The organism is Nocardia araoensis NBRC 100135 (genome assembly GCF_000308435.1).
In the GTDB taxonomy this organism is placed as follows: domain Bacteria; phylum Actinomycetota; class Actinomycetes; order Mycobacteriales; family Mycobacteriaceae; genus Nocardia; species Nocardia araoensis.
In genome coordinates, this window is record NZ_BAFR01000132.1 from 18,006 (window position 1) to 38,035 (window position 20,030).

At 69.3% G+C, this 20,030-nt stretch carries 23 protein-coding genes and 1 tRNA gene; 7 read left to right on the forward strand and 17 right to left on the reverse strand.

The genetic code is table 11. The features are described from left to right. Positions 1–49: 49 nt before the first annotated feature. The 4 genes from ON21_RS18010 to ON21_RS18025 all read right to left on the reverse strand — a co-directional run bounded on the left by ON21_RS18010 (position 50) and on the right by ON21_RS18025 (position 2,322). Entirely contained in the window at positions 50–502 is a 453-nt protein-coding gene (locus tag ON21_RS18010) for a flavodoxin family protein (protein WP_039799335.1), read from the reverse strand. Between the two features lie 28 nt (positions 503–530). After that, the gene (locus ON21_RS18015; protein ID WP_083880703.1) at positions 531–1,031 is read right to left on the reverse strand and encodes a hypothetical protein; all 501 of its coding nucleotides are present in this window, start codon (positions 1,029–1,031) and stop codon (positions 531–533) included. Positions 1,032–1,083: 52 nt separating this feature from the next. After that, positions 1,084–1,830 carry a 4-hydroxy-tetrahydrodipicolinate reductase gene (dapB, locus tag ON21_RS18020; RefSeq protein ID WP_039799337.1) on the reverse strand — a complete coding sequence of 249 codons (747 nt, stop codon included), beginning with the start codon at positions 1,828–1,830 and terminating at the stop codon, positions 1,084–1,086. Between the two features lie 81 nt (positions 1,831–1,911). Next, on the reverse strand, positions 1,912–2,322 hold the full coding sequence (locus ON21_RS18025) for a winged helix DNA-binding protein (RefSeq protein WP_039799372.1): 411 nt from the start codon (positions 2,320–2,322) through the stop codon (positions 1,912–1,914). A 76-nt stretch (positions 2,323–2,398) separates the two neighbouring features. On the opposite strand from ON21_RS18025, the gene ON21_RS18030 reads away from it, so the two are divergent. Then, positions 2,399–2,833: a MarR family winged helix-turn-helix transcriptional regulator gene (locus tag ON21_RS18030; protein WP_039799338.1), complete on the forward strand. Its 435-nt coding sequence runs from the start codon at positions 2,399–2,401 to the stop codon at positions 2,831–2,833. Between the two features lie 34 nt (positions 2,834–2,867). On the opposite strand, the gene ON21_RS18035 is transcribed toward ON21_RS18030, so the two are convergent. Continuing rightward, on the reverse strand, positions 2,868–3,980 hold the full coding sequence (locus ON21_RS18035; RefSeq protein WP_039799340.1) for an alcohol dehydrogenase catalytic domain-containing protein: 1,113 nt from the start codon (positions 3,978–3,980) through the stop codon (positions 2,868–2,870). Between the two features lie 91 nt (positions 3,981–4,071). Here ON21_RS18035 and ON21_RS18040 point away from each other — a divergent pair, with 91 nt between their 5' ends. Then, on the forward strand, positions 4,072–4,464 hold the full coding sequence (locus tag ON21_RS18040; RefSeq protein ID WP_039799374.1) for a DUF4440 domain-containing protein: 393 nt from the start codon (positions 4,072–4,074) through the stop codon (positions 4,462–4,464). Between the two features lie 350 nt (positions 4,465–4,814). On the opposite strand, the gene ON21_RS18045 is transcribed toward ON21_RS18040, so the two are convergent. Next, positions 4,815–5,303, reverse strand: coding sequence for an FBP domain-containing protein (locus ON21_RS18045; protein ID WP_039799341.1), 489 nt, complete (start codon positions 5,301–5,303; stop codon positions 4,815–4,817). A 198-nt stretch (positions 5,304–5,501) separates the two neighbouring features. Between ON21_RS18045 and ON21_RS18050 the strand changes: the two genes are divergently transcribed. Further along, positions 5,502–6,458, forward strand: a complete 957-nt coding sequence (locus ON21_RS18050; protein ID WP_086006442.1) for a YihY/virulence factor BrkB family protein — start codon at positions 5,502–5,504, stop codon at positions 6,456–6,458. Positions 6,459–6,631: 173 nt separating this feature from the next. Then, positions 6,632–7,015 (forward strand): low affinity iron permease family protein, encoded by a 384-nt coding sequence (locus tag ON21_RS18055; protein ID WP_039799377.1) that lies wholly within the window; start codon positions 6,632–6,634, stop codon positions 7,013–7,015. 49 nt (positions 7,016–7,064) lie between these two features. Here the strand turns inward: ON21_RS18055 and ON21_RS38490 are convergent, their stop codons facing one another. Beyond that, the gene (locus ON21_RS38490; protein WP_157170868.1) at positions 7,065–7,214 is read right to left on the reverse strand and encodes a hypothetical protein; all 150 of its coding nucleotides are present in this window, start codon (positions 7,212–7,214) and stop codon (positions 7,065–7,067) included. A 371-nt stretch (positions 7,215–7,585) separates the two neighbouring features. Between ON21_RS38490 and ON21_RS18060 the strand changes: the two genes are divergently transcribed. Continuing rightward, on the forward strand, positions 7,586–8,539 hold the full coding sequence (locus ON21_RS18060) for a helix-turn-helix transcriptional regulator (protein ID WP_039799342.1): 954 nt from the start codon (positions 7,586–7,588) through the stop codon (positions 8,537–8,539). A gap of 18 nt (positions 8,540–8,557) precedes the next feature. Here the strand turns inward: ON21_RS18060 and ON21_RS18065 are convergent, their stop codons facing one another. The 5 genes from ON21_RS18065 to ON21_RS18085 form a co-directional block, all read right to left on the reverse strand. Next, complete coding sequence (locus ON21_RS18065; RefSeq protein WP_051020916.1) at positions 8,558–9,379, reverse strand: RNA polymerase sigma factor SigF; 822 nt, start codon at positions 9,377–9,379, stop codon at positions 8,558–8,560. An 87-nt stretch (positions 9,380–9,466) separates the two neighbouring features. Continuing rightward, on the reverse strand, positions 9,467–9,757 hold the full coding sequence (locus ON21_RS18070) for a hypothetical protein (protein ID WP_039799344.1): 291 nt from the start codon (positions 9,755–9,757) through the stop codon (positions 9,467–9,469). 163 nt (positions 9,758–9,920) lie between these two features. Next, on the reverse strand, positions 9,921–10,598 hold the full coding sequence (locus ON21_RS18075; protein WP_245562645.1) for a PAS and ANTAR domain-containing protein: 678 nt from the start codon (positions 10,596–10,598) through the stop codon (positions 9,921–9,923). Between the two features lie 414 nt (positions 10,599–11,012). Then, the gene (locus ON21_RS18080) at positions 11,013–12,014 is read right to left on the reverse strand and encodes a PfkB family carbohydrate kinase (protein WP_157170869.1); all 1,002 of its coding nucleotides are present in this window, start codon (positions 12,012–12,014) and stop codon (positions 11,013–11,015) included. Next, a complete protein-coding gene (locus ON21_RS18085; protein WP_039799346.1) occupies positions 12,014–12,295 on the reverse strand; it encodes a hypothetical protein in 282 nt (93 codons plus the stop codon). The genes ON21_RS18080 and ON21_RS18085 overlap by 1 nt, the downstream gene beginning before the upstream one ends. Before the next feature lie 203 nt (positions 12,296–12,498). Between ON21_RS18085 and ON21_RS18090 the strand changes: the two genes are divergently transcribed. After that, positions 12,499–13,596: a glycosyltransferase family 9 protein gene (locus ON21_RS18090; RefSeq protein WP_051020918.1), complete on the forward strand. Its 1,098-nt coding sequence runs from the start codon at positions 12,499–12,501 to the stop codon at positions 13,594–13,596. Positions 13,597–13,764: 168 nt separating this feature from the next. On the opposite strand, the gene ON21_RS18095 is transcribed toward ON21_RS18090, so the two are convergent. Then, positions 13,765–13,840: transfer RNA gene (locus ON21_RS18095), tRNA-Gly, on the reverse strand. Between the two features lie 71 nt (positions 13,841–13,911). After that, entirely contained in the window at positions 13,912–15,180 is a 1,269-nt protein-coding gene (locus ON21_RS18100; RefSeq protein WP_157170870.1) for an MFS transporter, read from the reverse strand. A gap of 39 nt (positions 15,181–15,219) precedes the next feature. Here ON21_RS18100 and ON21_RS18105 point away from each other — a divergent pair, with 39 nt between their 5' ends. Further along, complete coding sequence (locus tag ON21_RS18105; protein ID WP_051020926.1) at positions 15,220–15,549, forward strand: ArsR/SmtB family transcription factor; 330 nt, start codon at positions 15,220–15,222, stop codon at positions 15,547–15,549. Between the two features lie 21 nt (positions 15,550–15,570). Here ON21_RS18105 and ON21_RS18110 read toward each other — a convergent pair whose 3' ends face one another. From ON21_RS18110 to ON21_RS18120, 3 genes are all read right to left on the reverse strand, one after another. After that, positions 15,571–15,987 carry a hypothetical protein gene (locus ON21_RS18110; RefSeq protein WP_157170871.1) on the reverse strand — a complete coding sequence of 139 codons (417 nt, stop codon included), beginning with the start codon at positions 15,985–15,987 and terminating at the stop codon, positions 15,571–15,573. A gap of 145 nt (positions 15,988–16,132) precedes the next feature. Then, positions 16,133–17,431, reverse strand: a complete 1,299-nt coding sequence (locus ON21_RS18115; protein WP_051020919.1) for a M16 family metallopeptidase — start codon at positions 17,429–17,431, stop codon at positions 16,133–16,135. An 80-nt stretch (positions 17,432–17,511) separates the two neighbouring features. Beyond that, on the reverse strand, positions 17,512–19,788 hold the full coding sequence (locus tag ON21_RS18120; RefSeq protein ID WP_039799350.1) for a polyribonucleotide nucleotidyltransferase: 2,277 nt from the start codon (positions 19,786–19,788) through the stop codon (positions 17,512–17,514). Positions 19,789–20,030: the final 242 nt, after the last annotated feature.

The following is a 20,030-nucleotide window of genomic DNA, read 5'->3' on the forward strand; positions in this document are numbered from 1 at the left end:
GTATGCCGGGCAATGGTGTGCCATGGTCAGACACCAGAATTCGGGGGCTTCACGGCATGAGCCCGGCCGCGAGCGTGGCGCCCAGCTCCCAGCATCGCTGCACGTCCTCCTTGGCAGGCGGACCGGAGACCACGACCGCGGCTGCGGCTTGCTCCCACCCCAGACCGGTGGTGATGCTCGCCACCCCGCGCTCGGCGCCCTCGGTGCCTTCGTTGCCGTGCAGGTACAAGCCGTACGGACGCCCGCGCGTGGAGTCGAGGCACGGGTAATAGAACGTGTCGAACGCGTGCTTGAGCGCGCCACTCATGTATCCCAGGTTCGCCGGGCTGCCCAGCAGGTATCCGTCCGCGGCCAGGACGTCGGAGGCGGTGACGGCCAGCGCGGCGCGGCGCACGACCTCCACGTTCTCGATCTCGGGGTCGGTGGCACCGGAGACGACGGCCTCGAACATCGCCTGCATGTGCGGGGACGGCGTGTGATGGATGATCAGCAACCGGGCCACCCTGCGATGGTATCGGCCCGCGCGAGCGTCAGGCGGTGCCGCGCTCGTGCCGTTCCAGCGCGACCGCGCGGCGCATGGTCTCGCGGGCTCTGGTGCGGTCGCCCGCGTAGTCGTAGGCGCGCGCCAGGCGGTAGGAGACGCGCCAGTTGTCCGGGTCGGCCTCCCACTCCGCCTTGACCGTCGCGAACAGCTCGTCCGCCGCCGCGCGTTCGATACGGCCGGACGGCAGGCGCGCTAACGCGGAGGTGTCGAGTTCGAGGCCCTCGTCGTGGATGCGCCGCGCCAAGTGCTGATGCGCCAGGGCCGCGCGCACCGTGGCCACGACGATCCAGACGCCCAGCAGGGGCAGGATCAGCACGCCCACGCCGATCACGATCGCCGCCACCTCCCCGGAACCGATCAGGCTGAACGCGATCCGGCCGAGCAGCAGGAAATAGAAGCCGAGCACCAGGACGAGCACGGCGATCGGCGCGACCACCCTGACGATCTCCGCGCTGCCCTTCCGCTCGGCAGGTTCAGGGCCGCTCACGGTCGCGCTCCACTGCGGTCCGGCACGACCGGGTGCGGCGCAGACCGCCGGCTCACAGGTCCAGGAACGGGTCGAGTCCGACGGTGAGACCGGGGCGGTTCGCGATCTCACGCACGCCGAGCAGCACACCGGGGGCGAACGAGGAGCGGTCGATCGAGTCATGCCGAATGGTGAGCGTCTCCCCCTGCGTGCCGAACAGCACCTCTTGGTGGGCGACCAGACCGGCGAGCCGCACCGAGTGCACCCGCACCCCGTCCACGTCGGCGCCGCGCGCACCCTCCAGCTCGGTCGTCGTCGCGTCGGGGCTGCGGTTCAGGCCCGCTTTGTCCCGAGCGGCGGCGATGAGTCCGGCGGTGCGGTAGGCGGTGCCCGACGGCGCGTCCGCCTTGTTGGGGTGGTGCAGCTCGATGACCTCCACCGATTCGAAGAACCGGGCGGCCTGCTCGGCGAAACGCATGGACAGCACCGCGCCGATGGCGAAGTTCGGCGCGATCAGCACGCCGACCTCGGGACGACCCGACAGCCAGCTCCGCACCTCCGCCAACCGCGCCTCGTCGAAACCGGTGGTGCCGACCACGGCGTGGATGCCGTGCTCCACCAGGAACTTCAGATTCCCCATCACCACGTCCGGGTGGGTGAAGTCGACGACCACCTGGGTATCCGCCGCGGCGAACCGATCGAGTGGATCGTCCTTGTCGACGGCGGCGACCAGTTCCAGATCGTCCGCCGCCGTCACCGCCGCGCAGATCGCCTGTCCGACTTTGCCACGCGCTCCGAGCACTCCGACCCGAATGGCCACCGCACCTCCTCGTTCCGCTTCCGGTCGAGGTTCAGCCTAATGGGCCGAGCGAAGGCGAGGCAGCCGCCTCTTCCTCCGAATTCACGCACCCGCGAGATTCGCGACCATCCGTTGCAGGATGCGCACGGTTTCGGCGAACTGCTCATCGCTGATCCCCTCCGCCAATTGCCTTCTGCGCCGGGCGATCCGGACGAAGGCCTCGTCGTGGGTACGGCGGCCACGCTCGGTCAGCGACAGCACGCCCGCGTCGTCGCAGACCAGTCCATCGGCGAGCAGTCCGGCCAGCTCGGCAGGCCATTCGGAGTCGTCGTCCCAGAAGGTGTCGAGTGCGTCTCGGACGTCGTCGGCGCGCTGTGGGCCGTCGGCCAGCGAATGCGTCACCTGCCAGCGCCTGCGACTGAACCCGCCCGAGGCGAGATCTTCGTCGAAGCGCTGGTTGATCAGTCGATCGAGCTCCACCAGCCAGTACCCGATGCCGCGCTGAATGGCCATCACCACTCCTTATGCATGTCTAAGAACAATTACATGTATTCTTACATGTAATTTTCGGGCATGGCAAAGTGGGCGAATGGACGAGCACGATGCGATCACCGCTGCCGTCGAAGCGGCGATGGTGCGGATCCGGCGCAGGCAGACGCGTGGGGCGCTGAGCGACGGCGCGATTCCCATCGCGGTGTTCCGCGCACTGGACGCCGTGGCCGACGGCGCGGCCGACACGGTCGGCGCACTCGCTCCCGCACTCGGCGTGGATCAGCCGAGGGCCAGTCGCCTGGCCGCCCAGGCGGTGTCCTCCGGGCTGCTGGAGCGCGTCGCCGACCAGCGCGACGGACGGCGTTCGGTCCTACGTCTGACCCCCGCGGGAAACCAGGCGGTGGCCGAGGCCAGAGCGGGCAGGCGCGCGGCCATGGCCGCCGCCATGGCGGACTGGACTCCCGCCGAGCGCGCCGAGTTCGCCCGCCTGCTGGAGCGATTCGTCGACCGCATGGACCGCCGCGCGGACTGAGCGGCCCGCGCCGGACGTTCGGCGGCGGAACGGGTCAGTCGAAGACGATGACCTGGCGCAAGGCGTGACCGGCGGCGAGTTCGTCCATGGCCCGGTTGATCTCGTCGAGCCCGACACGCGCCGAGACGAGCCGCTCCACCGGCAGACGTCCCGCCCGCCACATGCGGACGTACTCGGGAATGTCCCGCGCCGGGACCGCCGAACCGAGGTAGCTGCCGACGATGGAACGCCCCTGGGCGACCAGGGCAAGCGGCGAGATACTGGCGCGAGCATCGGGAGCGGGCAGTCCGACCGTGACGGTCGTGCCGCCCGCGGCGGTCGCTGCGACGGCGGTCTCGAAGGCGCGGACGTTGCCCGCTGCCTCGACCACCACCTCGGCCTGCACACCGAGTTCGGCGACCTCGGCCGGGGTGTACGCCGCGTGCGCGCCCAACTCCCGGGCGAGCGCCAGCTTCTCCGGCACGGTGTCGACCGCGATCACCTCGTGTCCCTCGGCGGCGAGCGACACCGCGACCAGCACCGCGGCCATACCGACGCCGCCGAGGCCGACGACCATCACCCGGTCACCGGCGCCCGGCCGCGCCGAGTTCAACAGGGCGCCACCGCCGGTCAGCACGGCGCAACCGAGGACGGCGGCGACCTCGGCGGGCACGTCGTCCTCGACCGGCACCACCGACCTGCGATCCACCACCGCGTGCGTCGCGAAAGCCGACACACCCAGGTGGTGGTGCACCTCGGCGCCGGCACGGGACAACCGCCGACCACCGTTGAGCAACTCGCCCGCGTTGTTGGCCACACTGCCGGGCACGCAGGGCGTGCGCCCGTCGGTCGCGCACCCCGCGCACTCGCCGCATCGCGGCAGGAACGTCATGACCACGCGCTGCCCGACGGCGATGTCACCGTCCCCCGGACCGACCGCTTCCACCCGGCCCGCGGCCTCGTGGCCGAGCAGCATGGGCACCGGCCGGACCCGGTTGCCGTCCACCACCGACAGGTCCGAATGGCAGATCCCCGCCGCCTCGATCCGGACCAGCAGTTCTCCCGGCCCCGGCTCGCGCAGCTCCAGATCGCACACGGTGATCGGCGCCGACTCGGCGAACGGCGCCGGTGCCGCGATCTGCTCCAGAACCGCTCCACGAATCTTCATGCCGCCGACGCTACCGCGCGCGGTGGTTCGGGCACATCGGACGGTCGTCGCTGCCCGACCCGACATGTGCGGCCTGCGTACGATGCCACGCATGGGTGTGGATCTGGTCGCTGTGGTCGAGCGGTTGCATGCCGACCTCGCGACGTGGTTCGGGTCGGAGGCTCCTGCCGAGGTGTTCGAACGGTTCGCGGCGGCGCAGCACGAGCGGTTCAGCATGGTGACGACCGGTGGCGAAGTACTGGGGCGCGGCGCGTTGCTCGCGGGGGTGCGCGGCGCGCGAAACGCTTTGCCAGGCATGACCATCGACGTCTCCGAGATCGAAGAACTCACGTGGTCCGGCGGCATCGCGGTGATCCGGTTCCTGGAGACGCACCGAGCGGCGGGCAACGTCACGAGACGTCGGGTGACGGCCGTGCTGACCACCGAGGAGCCCGGCGGCGTCCGCTGGCTGACCGTGCACGAAACCGACGCCGCACCGGCCTGACCATTCCCCGCACCGGGATGCGCGCGGTGCGGCGGTGTCCCGGCGTGGCGGACAATCTCTGCTTCGACGGTCCGAGACGACGTGGACTCGAGGAGGTCGGTGCCGGTGGACCGGTGGGAACGCGACGGGCTGAAGCGCCCGGGTGTCCGGCGCCGCGATTCCTCACCGGACGGGACGGCCCGGCCGATCCGGGCCGACTCGACCGGCGAGGAATCACGGCCACCCCGAGTTCAGCCGCAGTGTAGGCGACTCGGGGTGGCTCGATCGCGTGGTTGTCGAATGTCGGCACATGGCATCTACCTCCGTTCTGGCGGGCAGCGCACCGGCTGCCGGTGGATGGGCGAACGCGATCAGGCGTAGAGCTTCGCCAGGAACGTGTTCAGGTTGTCGCGCACGCGCTCGACCTTCTCTTCCGGCGTGAGATCCTCGCGATACCTGCTCCCGAGCGCGGGGCGCTTCTTGTTGCGCGCGTACAGCGAGCAGGCGAGGTCGGTGCACATGTAGGTGCCCACCGAGTTACCCCTGCGCCCGGATTCGCCGGCCTTGTGCGCGGTCATCAGCGAGACGCCGCCGCCGGTGTGGGTGGTCAGGCAGATGGTGCACATCTGCGCCCGGCCGGTGCCGCCGGTGGCGTAGCGCAGTGCCACACCCACCAAGCGGTCGTCCTGCGGGACGACCAGGTAGCCGCGCCCGGGCAGGGACGGATCGCTCCAGCCCAGGAAGTCGAGGTCCGCCCAGGGCCGTTCGTCCAGGTCCTTGGGCACCGGCAGCCGTTTGGCATCGCCTTTCGAACAGTTGACGAACGACGACCTGATGTCGCGTTCGGTGACGGGTTCCACGAAGTGTCTCCTTCGGTCGATCGGTGGGCAAACCGAAGTGACGTTACGGTTTCGTGGTGCGGGGAACAACGGATTTTCCCACCTCCGAGCACTGTGCCCAGCATTCACCGACGGCGCAGGCATCGCCGAACTCTCTGGCTCCGAAGCCGTTTCGTGGCCCGCACGCCGGGTATCCGCGCGCCAGCGGGAGGTGTGCGGGTGGCGCAAGAGAGGCAGAAGAGGTTCGCGGCGCGGCACCGGCTGCGGGGTCCGGCGGATCTGTCGTGGCGGTCGTGGTGGGGCGTGGTCGTGCGGTCGATCGGCGAGTTCCAAAGGGACAATCTCACCGACTGGGCGGCGGCACTGACGTACTACAGTGTGCTGTCATTGTTTCCGGGGTTGATCGTGTTGACCGCCGGATTGGGCATGCTGGGACGCGACGACACCAGGGCGCTGGTGGACACCATGCGCGAGATCGCGCCGGGCAGCGGCACCGATCTGCTCGTCGACGCGGTGAACAACATCGAGGAAGCGCAAACCCCGGCCGGACCACTGGCGTTGGTCGGGTTGGCGTCGGCGCTGTGGACCGCGTCCGCCTACATCGGCGCCTTCATGCGCGCGACCAATGCCATCTACGACATCGAGGAGGGGCGGCCGGTCTGGAAGACCGTCCCGGTGCGAGTCGCCCTGACCGCGGCGGTGGTGGTCCTGCTGGGTGTCTGCACCGTCGGGGTCGTCGTCAGCGGATCGCTGGCCGAACAGCTCGGCCGGTGGCTCGGGCTCGGGCACGCCACGATCACGGCTTGGGGCGTCGTCAAGTGGCCGGTGATGATGGCACTGATCGGTCTGGTCTTCGCGCTGCTGTACTGGGCGGCGCCCAACGTGCGGCAGCCGGGATTCCGCTGGCTGACTCCGGGTAGTGCGCTGGCCGTCCTGGTCTGGGCGGGCGCGTCCTGGGGATTCTCCTTCTACGTCGGCCATTTCGGTTCCTACAACCAGGTCTACGGCTCCCTGGGCGGCGTCGTCGTCTTCCTCGTGTGGCTGTGGATCTCGAATATCGCGGTCCTGCTGGGCGCGGAACTCGATGCCGAGCTCGCGCGGGCGCGCAACATCGCCAGCGGCCACCCCGAGGAGGCCGAGCCCTACCTGCCGCCGCGCGACGAGCCCGACGAATGATCAACGAGGGCAACGGCGGAAGCAGCACCAGCGCGTCTGTGACCCCACCGGATCGATCGCCGCGTTTGAGCGGGGCCGGTCGCGGTAACCGAAATCCGTCTGGATCGGGCATTTTCGAGAGGACTCGTATGGCTCAGCACGCTGGAGACACGGTCGCCGGAAGGCCCGCGACCATGCCGTCGGATGTCAGAGGGAAATTGTCGGTGTTCGACCGCTTCGCGACAGCGGCCAGCGCACTGGCCTCGAAGGCGGGATTCTTCGTGTTCTGCGTGATCCTGGTCCTGGTGTGGGCGCCGACGATCTTCCTCCTGCCGAGCGTCGACACCTGGCAACTGGTCATCAACACTGCCACGACGATCATCACGTTCCTGCTCGTCGCCTTGCTACAGAACACCCAGAGCCGCTCCGACGCCGCCGTCCAGCAGAAGCTCAACGCCATCGCCGACGGTCTGGCCGATCTGATGCGCGAGATGAGTGCCGAGCATCCCGAACTGCTGCGTCACCGCCGCGAACTCACCGACGCCGTCGGGCTGGAGAACCGGGAGAGCGCAGGATGATCGGCGGCTGGCCGACGGCACCTCGCGCCGCAGGCCCGCCGCCGATCCGTCACCGCTGCTGGGTGTCGCCGCTCTTGTCGGCTTCCCGTAGCGCTTCGGCGAGCTCTCGGCGCAGGCGTTCGGCATTCGCCTCGTCGCCCGCGTCCGAGGCGGTGGTGATGTCCTGGCGCAATTGAGCGATCGTGTCCTGCGAGACCATAGGACCTCCCTTGTCGGATTCCAGCGGAAGAGCGCCGCAGCGCCCCTCGTGATCAGGGTGGCCGCTCGGGTGCGGACGAAACACGGCGAGGCACGCACGATCGACGGCCGCCGCTGGACTCGCCTCGATGTCCTCGCAGCGCGGCGGTAGAGTGAAGGCAAGTCCCACGGTTGAAAAGCAGCCGGAACGGGTATTCGTCCTCGCGGTGTCTCCGGGATTCCGACCCTTGCCCCGCCACGTGGTATCAACCGCGCCCACCTGCCTGATACGACACGGTCGTGATCAGTCCGTACGTCGAGCGAAGCAGCTCGACACATTCCCTACGACTGCTGGGCGGGATGCCCTATTCGAAAAGCAGGAGCGTCGCAGCAATGAAGTCATTGGCCTTCCACAGCGACAGTTTGGGCGACACCGAGGACTTCCTCAATCTCAACTACACGAGGATGCGGATCGGCAACAGCACCGGTGTACCGGTGCGGACGGACATCACCCGGAAGATTCTCGGTCCGATCAGCTTGGACCATCTGGCGTTGACCTTCGACATGCAGTACGACGCCGAGCCGCTGGGCAAGATCTGCCTGTGCGAGGTGGACTCGGGGTCGATCGAAGAGAACTACTCCGACGGCAGCACCGACTTCTTCCAGCCGGGCGAGGTCGGGTTGCTCACCCCACCCGACCTGCCGTATTCCGGGGTCATCCATCACGCCCGGTACAGCATCACGATGTTCGACCCGGCCCTGCTGACCCAGGTCGCGGCCTCGGCCCCCGACCACGACCTGGAACCGGTCCGGCTGACCGGTCATCGGCCCGTCTCCGCCGCCGCGGGGCGGCACCTGTCCAACGTGCTGGAGCACCTGCGTGGTCTCGCCGCCGATCGCGTGGCGTGCGAGCAACCGCTGATCGTCTCCACGGCTACGCAGTACCTGGCCGCCAGCGTGTTGCACGCCCTCCCGAGCACGGCGCGCACCGATCCGACGGCGAGCGACCGCAACGACGCCCATCCCGACACCGTGCGGCGCGCGTTGGCGTACCTCGAGTCGAGCGTTCGCGACGACATCAGCGTCGCCGACATCGCCGCGGCGTCCTATGTCACCGTTCGTGCGCTGCAACTGGCGTTCCGTCGCCATCTCGACACCACGCCCATGGCGTATCTGCGGCGGCTTCGCCTGCGCGGGGCGCACGAACAACTGCGCGACTGTACGCCCGACGCCGGGCACACCGTCACCTCGATCGCCGCGGCTTGGGGCTTCGCCCATCCGGGACGATTCGCGAACGCGTACCGCGACGCGTACGGCCGAGCTCCCCATACGACTCTCAACGCATGAGTTCGAGGCGCTCCGCCGTCAGTCCCGCATAGCGCGCTGCCGAAGATCGGCCAGGGTTCGCGCCAGGACCCGGGAGATGTGCATCTGTGACACGCCGAGCACCGCAGCGATCTGCGCTTGCGTGCGACCCTCGAAGAATCGCATGTGCAGCACGCGCCGCTCGCGCTCGGGAAGCTCGGCCAGCAACGGTGCGACCGCGAGGGCCTCGTCGGTCAGCTCGTAGGACGGATCCTCGTCGCCGAAGGTTTCCGCGACCCGAACCGAGGCGCTGCCGCTGTCGTCGTCCTCGACGACCGCGTCGATCGAATTCGTGGAGTAGGCGTTGCCCGCCAGCAGCGCCTGCGTGACTTCCGTCAGGTCGAGGTTCAATTCCACGGCGATCTCGACGGCGGTCGGCATCCGTTCCAATCGCTGCGACAGCCGCTCCACGGCCGGGCCGATGGTCAACTGGATCTCCTTGATCCGGCGCGGCACCCGCACCGCCCAGCTGTGGTCGCGGAAATGGCGCCGCACCTCGCCCATGATCGTGGGAACCGCGAAAGAAAGGAACGACGGCCCCCGCCCCGGATCGAAGCGATCGACCGCGAGCACCAATCCCACGGCGGCGATCTGGTACAGATCGTCGTAGTTCTCACCGCGGCCGACGAAGCGACGGGCGATGTGCTCGGCCAACGGGAGGCAGCGGCGGAGGATGTCTTCGCGCAAGCGGGCGCGTTCGGGGTTGTCGTCCTCCATCGCGGACAACTTCTCCAGCCACGGTTCTATGCCGTCGTAGCTGTCGGTTCCGCGCCGCGTCCGGCGGGGAGTGGCGGTCCTGTGGTTCGTGGTCGCCAGTGACATGAGCTCCTCGTTTCGCCTTCTCCAGCGTCGTCGCGCTCGCCATAGGGCACAACGTGACGATCGCTGGAATACCGCCCGACGGCTGTGTCAAGCGTTCGTGGATGGCCTCGTTCGTATTTCGGACGGCCATCGGTGCTCGGGTGCGTTTTCGGGACAGTTGGTGTCGGCGAGATGTCGGCAGGCCTGGGAAAGGAAACGCACCCGGCACGGATCGATGACGATCGAAGTGGTCTCCGCCGTTGCGCCGCAATGCTTCTCGGCGATTTCAGTGAGCGCGATGAACCACTCGTCGACGGTCGCCGCGTCCAGCTCACCGTGCGTGACGAGCAACAGACCGTCGGTGGTCCGGATGCCTTCCACGCCGTTCTGACAGCTCATGCGCACACCTCCGGCGGTCGGGTGGTGGGCACAGGACCGCAACTTCGAGCCTGTCAGTCGTTTTCGACGATGTCAGTGCGATAGACGAAGTCGCCCGCGGCATCGGTCCGGAATACGAACTCCCTGCACCGTGCCGGTGCTCTCGATTCCGGGGCCGCGATGGTCAGTCGCGGGGTATGCGGTGGTGGACGGTGAGCAGGATGTGGTCGAACGCGGCGACCAGATCCACGGGCGGCGGCGGCACGAGCGGAAGTTCGGCGATCAGTTGCTGGGCGAGCGCACGCAGTTTGGTGTTGGTTTCCTGGGACCGCCAGCGCAGCACCTGGAACGCCTGATCGGCGCTGATCTGATAGATCCGCATGAGCACTCCCTTCGCCTGCTCGATCACCGCGCGGTTCTCGTAGAGGCCGGGCAGGGTGGCGGCGAGCATGGCCTGGTGCGCTTCGGCGATGGTGTCGGAGAGGTCGACGTAGAAGCCGGACGTACCGACGGCGGTGCCGGTGTCGTCCAGGATCCGGTCGGCGACGACGAGCACGGTGTGTTCCTGTCCGGACAGGTCGATGAACCGATGCCTGCTCGAAAAGGTATCCCCGCGGTCGATGGCGCGCTCGATGATCTCGGCGACGTGCATGCGGTCGTCGGGGTGCTTGTGCGCGAGCAACAACTCCGTGGTGGGCTCGATCTCACCGGGCCGATAGCCGTGCATGCGATAGACCTCGGGCGACCACTCCCAGCGACGGGTGGCGAACCAGAACCGGAAGCTTCCCACCGCGGGCTGGTCCGACGATCCGGGACTGTCGGTGGTCACGTCGGACACGCGGGGTTGCATGTGTTGAGTCATGATGCAATACCTCTCCGAGGTACAGGGGGTTTGCGGCCGCGACGCCACCCGGGCCCCGTCCCTTCGACAGGATCCCGCGGACACGGGCGCGACCGGCCGAGAATCCGCTGTTGACTCAACGGCCGGCACACGCGCACATGGTGGCGGCAGCCGGTGACCTGCGACCAGTATGTCATCCGCGACGGACTCGGGCAGGAGGAGGCTCGGTTACCGCCGGAAAACCGAGGCAGGACCGAGTTTCACGGTTTGGCGGTGATCACCTGGCACACAAGGACTTCGAGGCCGCCGACAACTGCGGACGCACGAGCCGGCGCGCTACCGGCGAACATCGTCACACGCAGATCTCCCCGCAGCACCACGGTCACGCCGAGCCGCCGGGACTCGAGCTCGGCAGGCTCAGTGCCCGAGCGCGGATCAGATCCACAGCGGGTCCCACGGGGCAGACGCTCCCGGCGCTGTGACCGGTTCCGTCTCCGAGAACGCGGCGGCGGCGCCCGACCCGACGAACTCGGCTGCCGCGAGCACCGCACGGCGCACCGCGCTCTCCGGTCCTCGGCCCTCGGCCAAGCGGGCTGCCGCGGCGACGGCGAAACTGTCGCCCGCACCGCAGGTGTCACTGCCATCCGGCGCCCTGGCCACGGACGGTAGCGGGATGCGCAGGCGTTTGCCCGACGCTCGCAGGCACACCAGCGCCCCTTCCGTTCCGAGGGTCACCGCGATCGCCCCGACGGCCCACCCTTTGGCGAGCTTCCACAGATCCGGTCCGTCGTCCAGACGCCCGGACAGCAGGGTGAGCGCTTCCGCGCGATTGGGTGTGACCAGCGCCGCACCGGGGACCGGTACGGGTCCGCGCGGATGGGGATCCCAGACGATCGGAACGTGGTCGGCGTTGGCGCGCAGCAGCCCACGGATCTGCGGGTGCGCCGCGGCGCCGCCACCGTAATCCGAGACCAGGACGGCGCGCGCCGCCGCCAGCACTCCGACCGCCTCGTCGGGAAGCAGATCGGTCCCGACCCGCCCGGTGCCCGAGTCGACTCTGGTGATCAGGACGGGCCGCCTCGGGTGCCGGGCCCTGGTACGGCCGCTGGAGGCGGCCCACGGGCCGATCGCCCGCACTCGCTGCTTGCAGACCGTCGAACCGCGGACGGGAAGGGCGATGACCCGCACATGCGGGTCCAGCAGCCCGCGCAGCCTGGCCGCCGCATCGTCGGCGGCGAAGCCCGCGATCAGCACGACCTCCCGCTCCTCTGCCGCGGCGAGCCTGGCCGCCAATCCCGCGCCACCGGGGCGCAGCGTCCGGTGCGCGACGTCGACCACGGGAGCCGCCGTGTCCGGACTGCACCGGTCGGCGCGGCCGTCGACGTCGATGTCGAGCAGCGCATCGCCGATCACGACGAGCGGGTCGCCCGCCGCCATCACAGCGGCTCCGGCGCCGGGCACGGCCCGTGCGCGAGCCTCGGATCGCTCTCGGCGTCGGGTTCGATGCCGATCGCGTCGTCGCGCGGCATCACAGGCGGGTTCGAAGACGACCTCGTGCCGATCGTCACTTCGCGCTCGATAGCCGGCCCGTCGTACCGCGTGACGTCGTACTCGACAGCCGCTGTCAGCGCCACGACGTGGAGATCTCCTGCACCGGCGGCGACACCACCGCGCCCGATCGGCAGGCCCGCGAGCTGGGACACCATGGTGATCTGCACTGCTTGCTCCGTTCGTCGAGGACGACTGGATCGAACGCGCAGTAACCGATCAGGGCCTCACGGTGAAGCCCGCACGTGCGGACATGCCCGAACCGACCGTGCCGAAACACTCGATCGCGCATGCGGTGCGGTTTGCGCCGTCGGTCCCCGGGTAGAACGACGACATTCGTTCCGGGCCGTCGGATCATCCCGCAGGAGGTCGCATGGCACAGGCGAGCGGCGCGATCGCCCGCGCGGAACCTGTCCCATCCCGTCCGGCGCTCGGCCCGCTCGGCGAGGTCTTTCCCGATGTGCGGCGCATCGCGGTACTGCGCGGCGGTGGTCTCGGTGATCTGCTGTTCGCCCTACCCGCGATCCACGCCCTGGCCGCGACGTATCCCGGCGCCCGCATCGTCCTGCTCGGTTCCGCCGACCACGCCGAACTCCTCCGCGACCGGCCGGGCCCCGTCGACGAGGTGGTGGTCGTCTCCGAGCAGGGCAACGCCGGGGACGCGGTCGATTACCGGCTGGGACCGATCGATCTGGGTGTACAGCTGCACGGCGGAGGCGCGTGGTCGAATCCATTCCTGACCAGCCTGCGGCCACGGTGGACGGTGGGTTCACGCGCCGAAGGGGCGGCTCCCCTGTCCCGTGTGCTGCCGTTCCGCTACTACCAGCACGAGACATTGCGTGCGCTCGAGGTGGTCGGTCTGGCCGGCGCGGCGCCCGTACTGCTCGAGCCGCGCCTCGAGTCGACGCAGGCGGATCGGTCCGCCGCCGACCTGGCACTACGCGGCCTGTGCGAGCCGATCGCGGCCGTTCATCCGGGAGCCAGAGATCCCCGCCGCCGGTGGCCTCCGGAGCGCTTCGCCGAGGTCGCCGCCCACTGTCTGGACCGGCGCATGGGTGTCGTCCTCCTGGGCTCGGAGCCCGATCGCGAGCTCGTCGAGGACCTCCGCTCGCGCATCGGCGCACACAACCGGCGGGTCCGCACGCTGATCGGCGCGCCGCTGCCCACGCTGTGCGGCATCCTGGCCCGCAGTGCGATCTTCGTCGGCAACGACAGCGGGCCCCGTCATCTGGCCAGGGCGTTCGGTACGCCGACCGTGGGTATCTTCTGGATCGGCAATGTGATCAACGCCGGACCGCTCGGCCGCGCCCGTGACCGCGTGCTGATGTCGTGGACCACGGCCTGCCCGGTCTGCCACCGCGACTGCACCGACGAGGAACTCCCCCGCTGCCCGCACGACGTCTCATTCGTCGCGGGTGTGCGGGCGGACGACGTCCGCCGCGACATCGATGACCTGCTCGAGGACCGCTGACCGGCGCCTCACGGTGCACATCGGTGTGCGGCGATCCGCGATGTGCAGTACCGCCCACCGCAGAAAGGTTCATGCCGAGTGACGGGAAGGATTGCCGCGGCGACACCAAAACTCTTGTGTGAGAAGGACCGTCCAGCGTGACCCTTGCCGTGCGGCTGGATGATTTCGTGGAGCGGATGACGGGATTCGAACCCGCGACCCTCACCTTGGCAAGGTGATGCGCTACCAGCTGCGCTACATCCGCATTCGCATCGCGGTGACCGTGATGCGACACAGAACATTAGCGGACACCCGTGGCAAAAAGCCAATCGCCGCTCATGCCCGCCCGACCGCCGACCGGTCGCGGCGCAGGCCGAGACCGGCCGCGATCAGGCAGGCGACGGCGACGACACCGACGAACCACGGGAACACCGCGCTCAGACCCCAGGTGGTGGCGGCCCAACCGGCCAGGATGGTGGGCAGGGCCATGGCCGAGTACGCGAGCAAGTAGTACGCCGACATGGTCTCGCCGCGCTTGTGTTGCGGCACGACCTCCGACAGGTGACGCAGCGATCCGCCGAAACCCAGGCCGAAGGTCGCACCCAGCGCGACGCCCGCGGCGAGCACCGCGACCCAGTTGTGTGTCGCCAGCGCGGGCACCGTCAGCACCAGCGACAGCGCCATGCCGGTGTCGCCGAGGATCGCGGCCCGCCGGGCGGGCACGCCGGTCGCGAACAGCTGCGCGGTCGCGCCGGAGAGCGCGGTCGACGCGACGACGGCGCCGCCGAAGACCAGGTTGTGGATGCCGGTCTGCTGCGTGGCCAGCGAGGGGTACAGCGACAGCAGCACGCCCAGCACCGACCAGGCCGCCATCACGCCGATCGCCGAGAACCAGAAGTCGCCCCGAATCTCCGGCGGCACAGCCGGTTTCGCGATCCGGATGCGTCCGGCCACCCGGGCCGAATGCGGTTCGCGCAGAGCGAGCACGCCGCCCCCGATCGCGAGGCAGACGACGGTGATCACGACATACGGCGTGCGCAACGGATGCGGCGCGTACTGCGCCAGCAACGCCGAGCCCAGGATCGCCACCGCCATCCCCACATTGAAGGCGACACCGCTGAGCTGGCCGGACCGCGCGCCGCGGTGCGGACGCAGATCCAGCAGCGCCGCCGCGCCCGCGACCACGGTCGAGCCGACCGCGACGCCGTGCAGCGCACGCGCCAGCAACAGCATGGGCACGCTGTCGGCGAGGACGAACACCAGCAACCCGGCGACCATCGTCGCGAAGGCGCCGAGCAGCACCGGCTTGCGGCCGACCACGTCGGAGATCCGCCCGGACACCAGCACCGCCGCGAGGGCGGCCACCGCGTAGACCGCGAACACGATGGTCGTGGTGAGCGGCGAGAGGTGCCACTGCTTCTGATAGATGCCGTAGAGCGGCGCGGGCACGCCCGAAACCCCCAGCGCCACACCGCTCGCCGCCAGTACCAAGGCGTAGGCCCAGCGCTGTGTGGTCTGCTCCTCGACGGCCACCGCCATCGTCGCTGCCATCGGAACTCCGATCAGGTAAGTTTGATGATGATCGAACAGCAATCGACGATACATCCGGTACGACTATCATCAAACCTGGAAGTGAGCCAGATCATGGCCGATGTCCCAGACGCGGACCAGCAGACGCCCCCGGTGGCCGCGCTGCCCGCGGTGCTCAGCGCGCTGCAGGACCCGGTGCGCCTGGAGATGGTGCGCCGGCTCAGCAACGCGGGAACGGCGGTCCGCTGCGGCGCGCTCTACGAGGTGATCAACAAGTCGACCGCCACCCACCACTTCAAGATCCTGCGCGACGCGGGTGTGATCGAGCGCTTGGTCATCGACGGCCACACCTGTCAGCGCCTGCGCAGCGACGATCTCGAGTCCGCCCTGCCCGGGCTGGTGCCGACGATCGTAGCGGCGGCCAACCGCGCTCGCCGGGATTGATCCGGCCGAGCGGGTCTGAGATCAGCAGGCGTCGAAGCGCCACTGCCCGTCGACGAACGTCCAGGTCTTCGGCTTCGCGTCGTCCTCGGACGCGCGAGCGTCGAAATTCTTGACCGTGACCGTTCCGGTCGATCCGGAGGTGGTGACGGTGATCTCCGATGGCTTGGACTTCAGGTCCCTGCCGTCGTAGAGCTGCGCCATGGACGCCGCGAAGTCGTCCTCGTTGAGCGTGAGCCTGCAACGCGCGGAACGGAATTGATACGCGGCCGCGTAGTCGTGGTTCGCCAGCGCGTCGTTCATCTTCGTGGCGTCCGCGCGCAGCGCGGCCGCGGTCGGCTCACCCGGCTTGCCCGCGTCCGTTCCGCCGCACCCGGCCAGCGCGACGACGGGCAGCGAAACCGCGCAAAGCACGCGAAGGACACGACTCGTTCGGTTCATCTCGACTCCTTGCCAGAGATCGCCGGATCCGACACCCGGACAATCGAGTTCAGCGCCCTCCGGCGAAGACCGACGGCCGGGCGGCCGAAACAGTATCGCGGCAACGGATGCACCGCCAAGCCGCAACCCGGCGCCCGCGTCGAGATCAGCTCGGCACCAGCCGGCGGACGGCGGCGGGCAGATCGCGGGTGCGCTTGTACGGTCCGGCGACCGACGCCGCGAACGGCCGTGCCAGCAGCGTCCGTGCGACGGCCGATACTTCGTCGGTCGTGACGGCGTCGATGCGAGCCAAGGTCTCCGACACACTGCGATGGTTGCCGTAGCTGAGTTCGCTGCGCCCCAGCCGGTTCATGCGCGAGGCCGAGTCCTCCAGACCGAGCACCAGCCCACCGCGCAACGAGCCCTTGGCGCGGGCGCACTCGGCGTCGCTGATGCCGTCGGCGGCCACTTCCTCCAGCACGCCGCGGGCCAGTGCCGCCACCTGCCCGAGGTTCTCCGGCTGGCAGCCGATGTAGACCGAGAACGCCCCGGTGTCGGCGAAGGTGTCCACGCTGGAATACACCGAATAGGCCAGCCCGCGCTCCTCCCGGATGCGCTGGAACAGACGGGAACTCAGCCCGCCGCCGACCACGGTGTTCAACACCGACAGCGGCCAGCGCCGGTCACCTTCGTGCCGCCCGAAGGCGCGCACGCCGAACGCGAGATGCGCCTGCTCGCTGTCGCGATGGCTCCAGTGCAGCTGCGGGCTGCCATGCGGCCGGAACCGGCCCTCGCGCCGCCGGGCGGGCGCCGCCGCGGGGTCGAGCCGGTTCTCGAACGCGCGATGCACCAATTCCACGGTGTGGTCGTGCTCCACGTTGCCGGCGACCGCGACCACCATCCGGTCCGGCCGGTAGCGCCGCAGATGGAACGACCGCAGCTGCGCGGCCCGCATCCCCTCGATGGATTCGATCGAGCCGATCACCGGACGCCCGATCGGATGGTCGCCGAACAGCGCGGCCAGGAAGGAGTCACCGACCAGGTCCTCGGGATCGTCGTCGCGCATGGCGATCTCCTCGAGCACCACCTGCCGCTCCACATCCACGTCCGAAGCCCGGCACAAGCCGTTGAGCACCACGTCGGAGACCATGTCGACCGCCAAGGGCAGGTCGTCGTCCAGGACGTGTGCGTAGTAGCAGGTCTGCTCCTTCGCGGTGAACGCGTTCAGTTCACCGCCGACCGCGTCCATCGCCTCGGCGATGTCCAGGGCCGACCGCGTCGGCGTCGCCTTGAATAGCAGATGCTCCAGGAAGTGCGCGGCCCCCGCGACGGTCGGCCCTTCATCGCGCGACCCGACGCCCACCCAGACGCCGACGGACGCCGAGCGCACCCCGGGGAGATGCTCGGTGACCACCCGCAATCCGCCGGGCAGCACGGTGCGCCGCACGCCGCTGTCCGCGTCCATCCGCAGCTCGAGTGACGAACCCCCCTGCCCGGTGCTGAGCAGAGGGGTTGTCGTCTTCTTCTTCGTCACAGAGACAAGTACTACTCGGTCCCGGCCGAGCCCGCATCGGCGGCGTCGTCGCCGGTCTCCTCGGCGTTCTCCTCCACCGGAACGAGCGAGATCTTGCCGCGGTTGTCGATATCGGCGATCTCCACCCGCAGCTTGTCGCCGACGTTCACCACGTCCTCGACCTTGGCCACACGCTTGCCGTTGCCCAGCTTGGAGATGTGCACCAGACCGTCGCGACCGGGCAGCAGCGAGACGAACGCGCCGAAGGCGGTGGTCTTGACGACCGTGCCCAGGAAGCGCTCGCCGACCTTCGGCAGCTGCGGGTTGGCGATGGCGTTGATCGCGTCGATCGCGGCCTGCGCGGACGGGCCGTCGGTCGCGCCGACGAACACGGTGCCGTCGTCCTCGATGGAGATGTTGGCGCCGGTGTCCTCGGTGATCTGGTTGATCACCTTGCCCTTGGGGCCGATCACCTCGCCGATCTTGTCGACCGGGATCTTGATCGCGGTGACGCGCGGCGCGTACGGGCTCATCTCGTCCGGGGTGGCGATGGCCTCGGCCATCACGTCCAGGATGGTGGTGCGCGCGTCGTGCGCCTGGCTCAGCGCACCGGCCAGCACCTGCGACGGGATGCCGTCGAGCTTGGTGTCCAGCTGCAACGCCGTGACGAACTCGCGGGTGCCCGCGACCTTGAAGTCCATGTCGCCGAAGGCGTCCTCGGCGCCGAGGATGTCGGTCAGCGCGACGTAGCGGACCTCTTCCTCGCCCTGATCGTTGGTGAGGGTGTCCGACACCAGGCCCATCGCGATGCCCGCGACCGGCGCCTTCAGCGGCACACCGGCGTTCAGCAGCGACAGGGTGGAGGCGCACACCGAACCCATCGACGTGGAGCCGTTGGAACCCAGCGCCTCCGACACCTGGCGGATGGCGTACGGGAACTCCTCCTGGCTGGGCAGCACCGGGATCAGCGCCCGCTCGGCCAGCGCGCCGTGGCCGATCTCGCGGCGCTTGGGCGAACCGACCCGGCCGGTCTCGCCGGTGGAGAACGGCGGGAAGTTGTAGTGGTGCATGTAGCGCTTGCTGGTCTCCGGGCCGAGCGAGTCGACCTGCTGGGCCATCTTCACCATGTCCAGGGTGGTGACGCCCAGGATCTGGGTCTCGCCGCGCTCGAACAGCGCCGAGCCGTGCGCCCTGGGCACCACCGCCACCTCGGCGGACAGCGCGCGGATGTCGGCCAGCCCACGGCCGTCGATGCGGAAACCGTCGGACAGGATGCGCTGGCGGACCAGCTTCTTGGTGACGGAGCGGAACGCCGCGCCCAGCTCCTTCTCCCGCCCGGCGTAGTCGTCGGCCAGGCGGTCGAGCACGGCGAGCTTGATCTCGTCGATCTTCTCCTCGCGCTCCTGCTTGCCGGAGATGCTCAGCGCCTCGCTCAGCTCGCGCTTCGCGGTGCCCTCGACGGCCTCGTAGATGTCCTGGCCGTACGGCGGGAAGAGCGGGAACTCCTCGGTGGGCTTGGCGGCCAGTTCGGCGAGGTCCTGCTGCGCGCGGCACAGGCGGGCGATGAACGGCTTGGCGGCCTCGAGCCCTTCCGCGACCACGGCCTCGGTCGGCGCCTGCGCGCCGCCGTCGACCAGCGCGATGACGTTCTCGGTGGCCTCCGCCTCGACCATCATGATGGCGACGTCACCGGAGTCGACCACGCGGCCGGCGACCACCATGTCGAACACGGCGCCCTCGAGCTGCTCGGTGGTCGGGAAGGCCACCCACTGGCCATCGATCAGGGCGACGCGAACGCCGCCGACCGGGCCGGAGAACGGCAGGCCGGCGAACTGGGTGGACGCGGACGCGGCGTTGATGGCCACCACGTCGTAGAGGTCCTTCGGATCCAGGCTCAGCACCGTGACCACGACCTGGATCTCGTTGCGCAGGCCGTCGACGAACGACGGACGCAGCGGACGGTCGATCAGGCGGCAGGTCAGGATCGCGTCGGTGGAGGGACGGCCCTCGCGGCGGAAGAACGAGCCGGGGATGCGGCCCGCGGCGTACATCCGCTCCTCGACGTCGACCGTCAGCGGGAAGAAGTCGAACTGGTCCTTGGGCTGCTTGCCCGCGGTGGTGGCCGACAGCAGCATGGTCTCGTCGTCCAGGTAGGCGACGACCGAACCGGCGGCCTGCCGGGCGAGGCGTCCGGTCTCGAACCGGATGGTGCGGGTGCCGTAGCTGCCGTTGTCGATCAGCGCGACGGATTCGAACACGCCCGGCTCGACCTCGACGGCGGAGCTCTTGCGTTCAGTTGTTTCGGTCATTCTTCTCTCTCAACCTCTCGTCTTCGCCGGCTCGAGCGCACGCTGGCGCGATCCGGCTGTCGTCAGCCGTACCGGGTACGGACGCGCGGCAACCCTCCTGGCTGCGACGCGCACACCCGGCCGAATCCCCTTGGACACGGCGACGCGGAGGCGGTCATCGATCGAAGCCCGACGGCGCCAACTCGCTGCCGATAGGCCACTACCGAAGACCGACGCCACGCGACGGGTGCATACGGCTGTGC

Excerpts from the sequence above, each read along its gene's own strand:
- ON21_RS18025 (WP_039799372.1), bottom strand. The coding sequence starts at position 2,322 with ATGGCCATTCAGCGCGGCATCGGGTACTGGCTGGTGGAGCTCGATCGA.
- ON21_RS18030 (WP_039799338.1), top strand. The coding sequence starts at position 2,399 with ATGGACGAGCACGATGCGATCACCGCTGCCGTCGAAGCGGCGATGGTG.
- ON21_RS18035 (WP_039799340.1), bottom strand. The coding sequence starts at position 3,980 with ATGAAGATTCGTGGAGCGGTTCTGGAGCAGATCGCGGCACCGGCGCCG.
- ON21_RS18040 (WP_039799374.1), top strand. The coding sequence starts at position 4,072 with ATGGGTGTGGATCTGGTCGCTGTGGTCGAGCGGTTGCATGCCGACCTC.
- ON21_RS18055 (WP_039799377.1), top strand. The coding sequence starts at position 6,632 with ATGCCGTCGGATGTCAGAGGGAAATTGTCGGTGTTCGACCGCTTCGCG.
- ON21_RS38490 (WP_157170868.1), bottom strand. The coding sequence starts at position 7,214 with ATGGTCTCGCAGGACACGATCGCTCAATTGCGCCAGGACATCACCACC.
- ON21_RS18060 (WP_039799342.1), top strand. The coding sequence starts at position 7,586 with ATGAAGTCATTGGCCTTCCACAGCGACAGTTTGGGCGACACCGAGGAC.
- ON21_RS18065 (WP_051020916.1), bottom strand. The coding sequence starts at position 9,379 with ATGTCACTGGCGACCACGAACCACAGGACCGCCACTCCCCGCCGGACG.
- ON21_RS18070 (WP_039799344.1), bottom strand. The coding sequence starts at position 9,757 with ATGAGCTGTCAGAACGGCGTGGAAGGCATCCGGACCACCGACGGTCTG.
- ON21_RS18075 (WP_245562645.1), bottom strand. The coding sequence starts at position 10,598 with ATGACTCAACACATGCAACCCCGCGTGTCCGACGTGACCACCGACAGT.
- ON21_RS18080 (WP_157170869.1), bottom strand. The coding sequence starts at position 12,014 with ATGGCGGCGGGCGACCCGCTCGTCGTGATCGGCGATGCGCTGCTCGAC.
- ON21_RS18090 (WP_051020918.1), top strand. The coding sequence starts at position 12,499 with ATGGCACAGGCGAGCGGCGCGATCGCCCGCGCGGAACCTGTCCCATCC.
- ON21_RS18100 (WP_157170870.1), bottom strand. The coding sequence starts at position 15,180 with ATGTATCGTCGATTGCTGTTCGATCATCATCAAACTTACCTGATCGGA.
- ON21_RS18105 (WP_051020926.1), top strand. The coding sequence starts at position 15,220 with ATGGCCGATGTCCCAGACGCGGACCAGCAGACGCCCCCGGTGGCCGCG.
- ON21_RS18110 (WP_157170871.1), bottom strand. The coding sequence starts at position 15,987 with ATGAACCGAACGAGTCGTGTCCTTCGCGTGCTTTGCGCGGTTTCGCTG.
- ON21_RS18115 (WP_051020919.1), bottom strand. The coding sequence starts at position 17,431 with ATGGACGCGGACAGCGGCGTGCGGCGCACCGTGCTGCCCGGCGGATTG.
- ON21_RS18120 (WP_039799350.1), bottom strand. The coding sequence starts at position 19,788 with ATGACCGAAACAACTGAACGCAAGAGCTCCGCCGTCGAGGTCGAGCCG.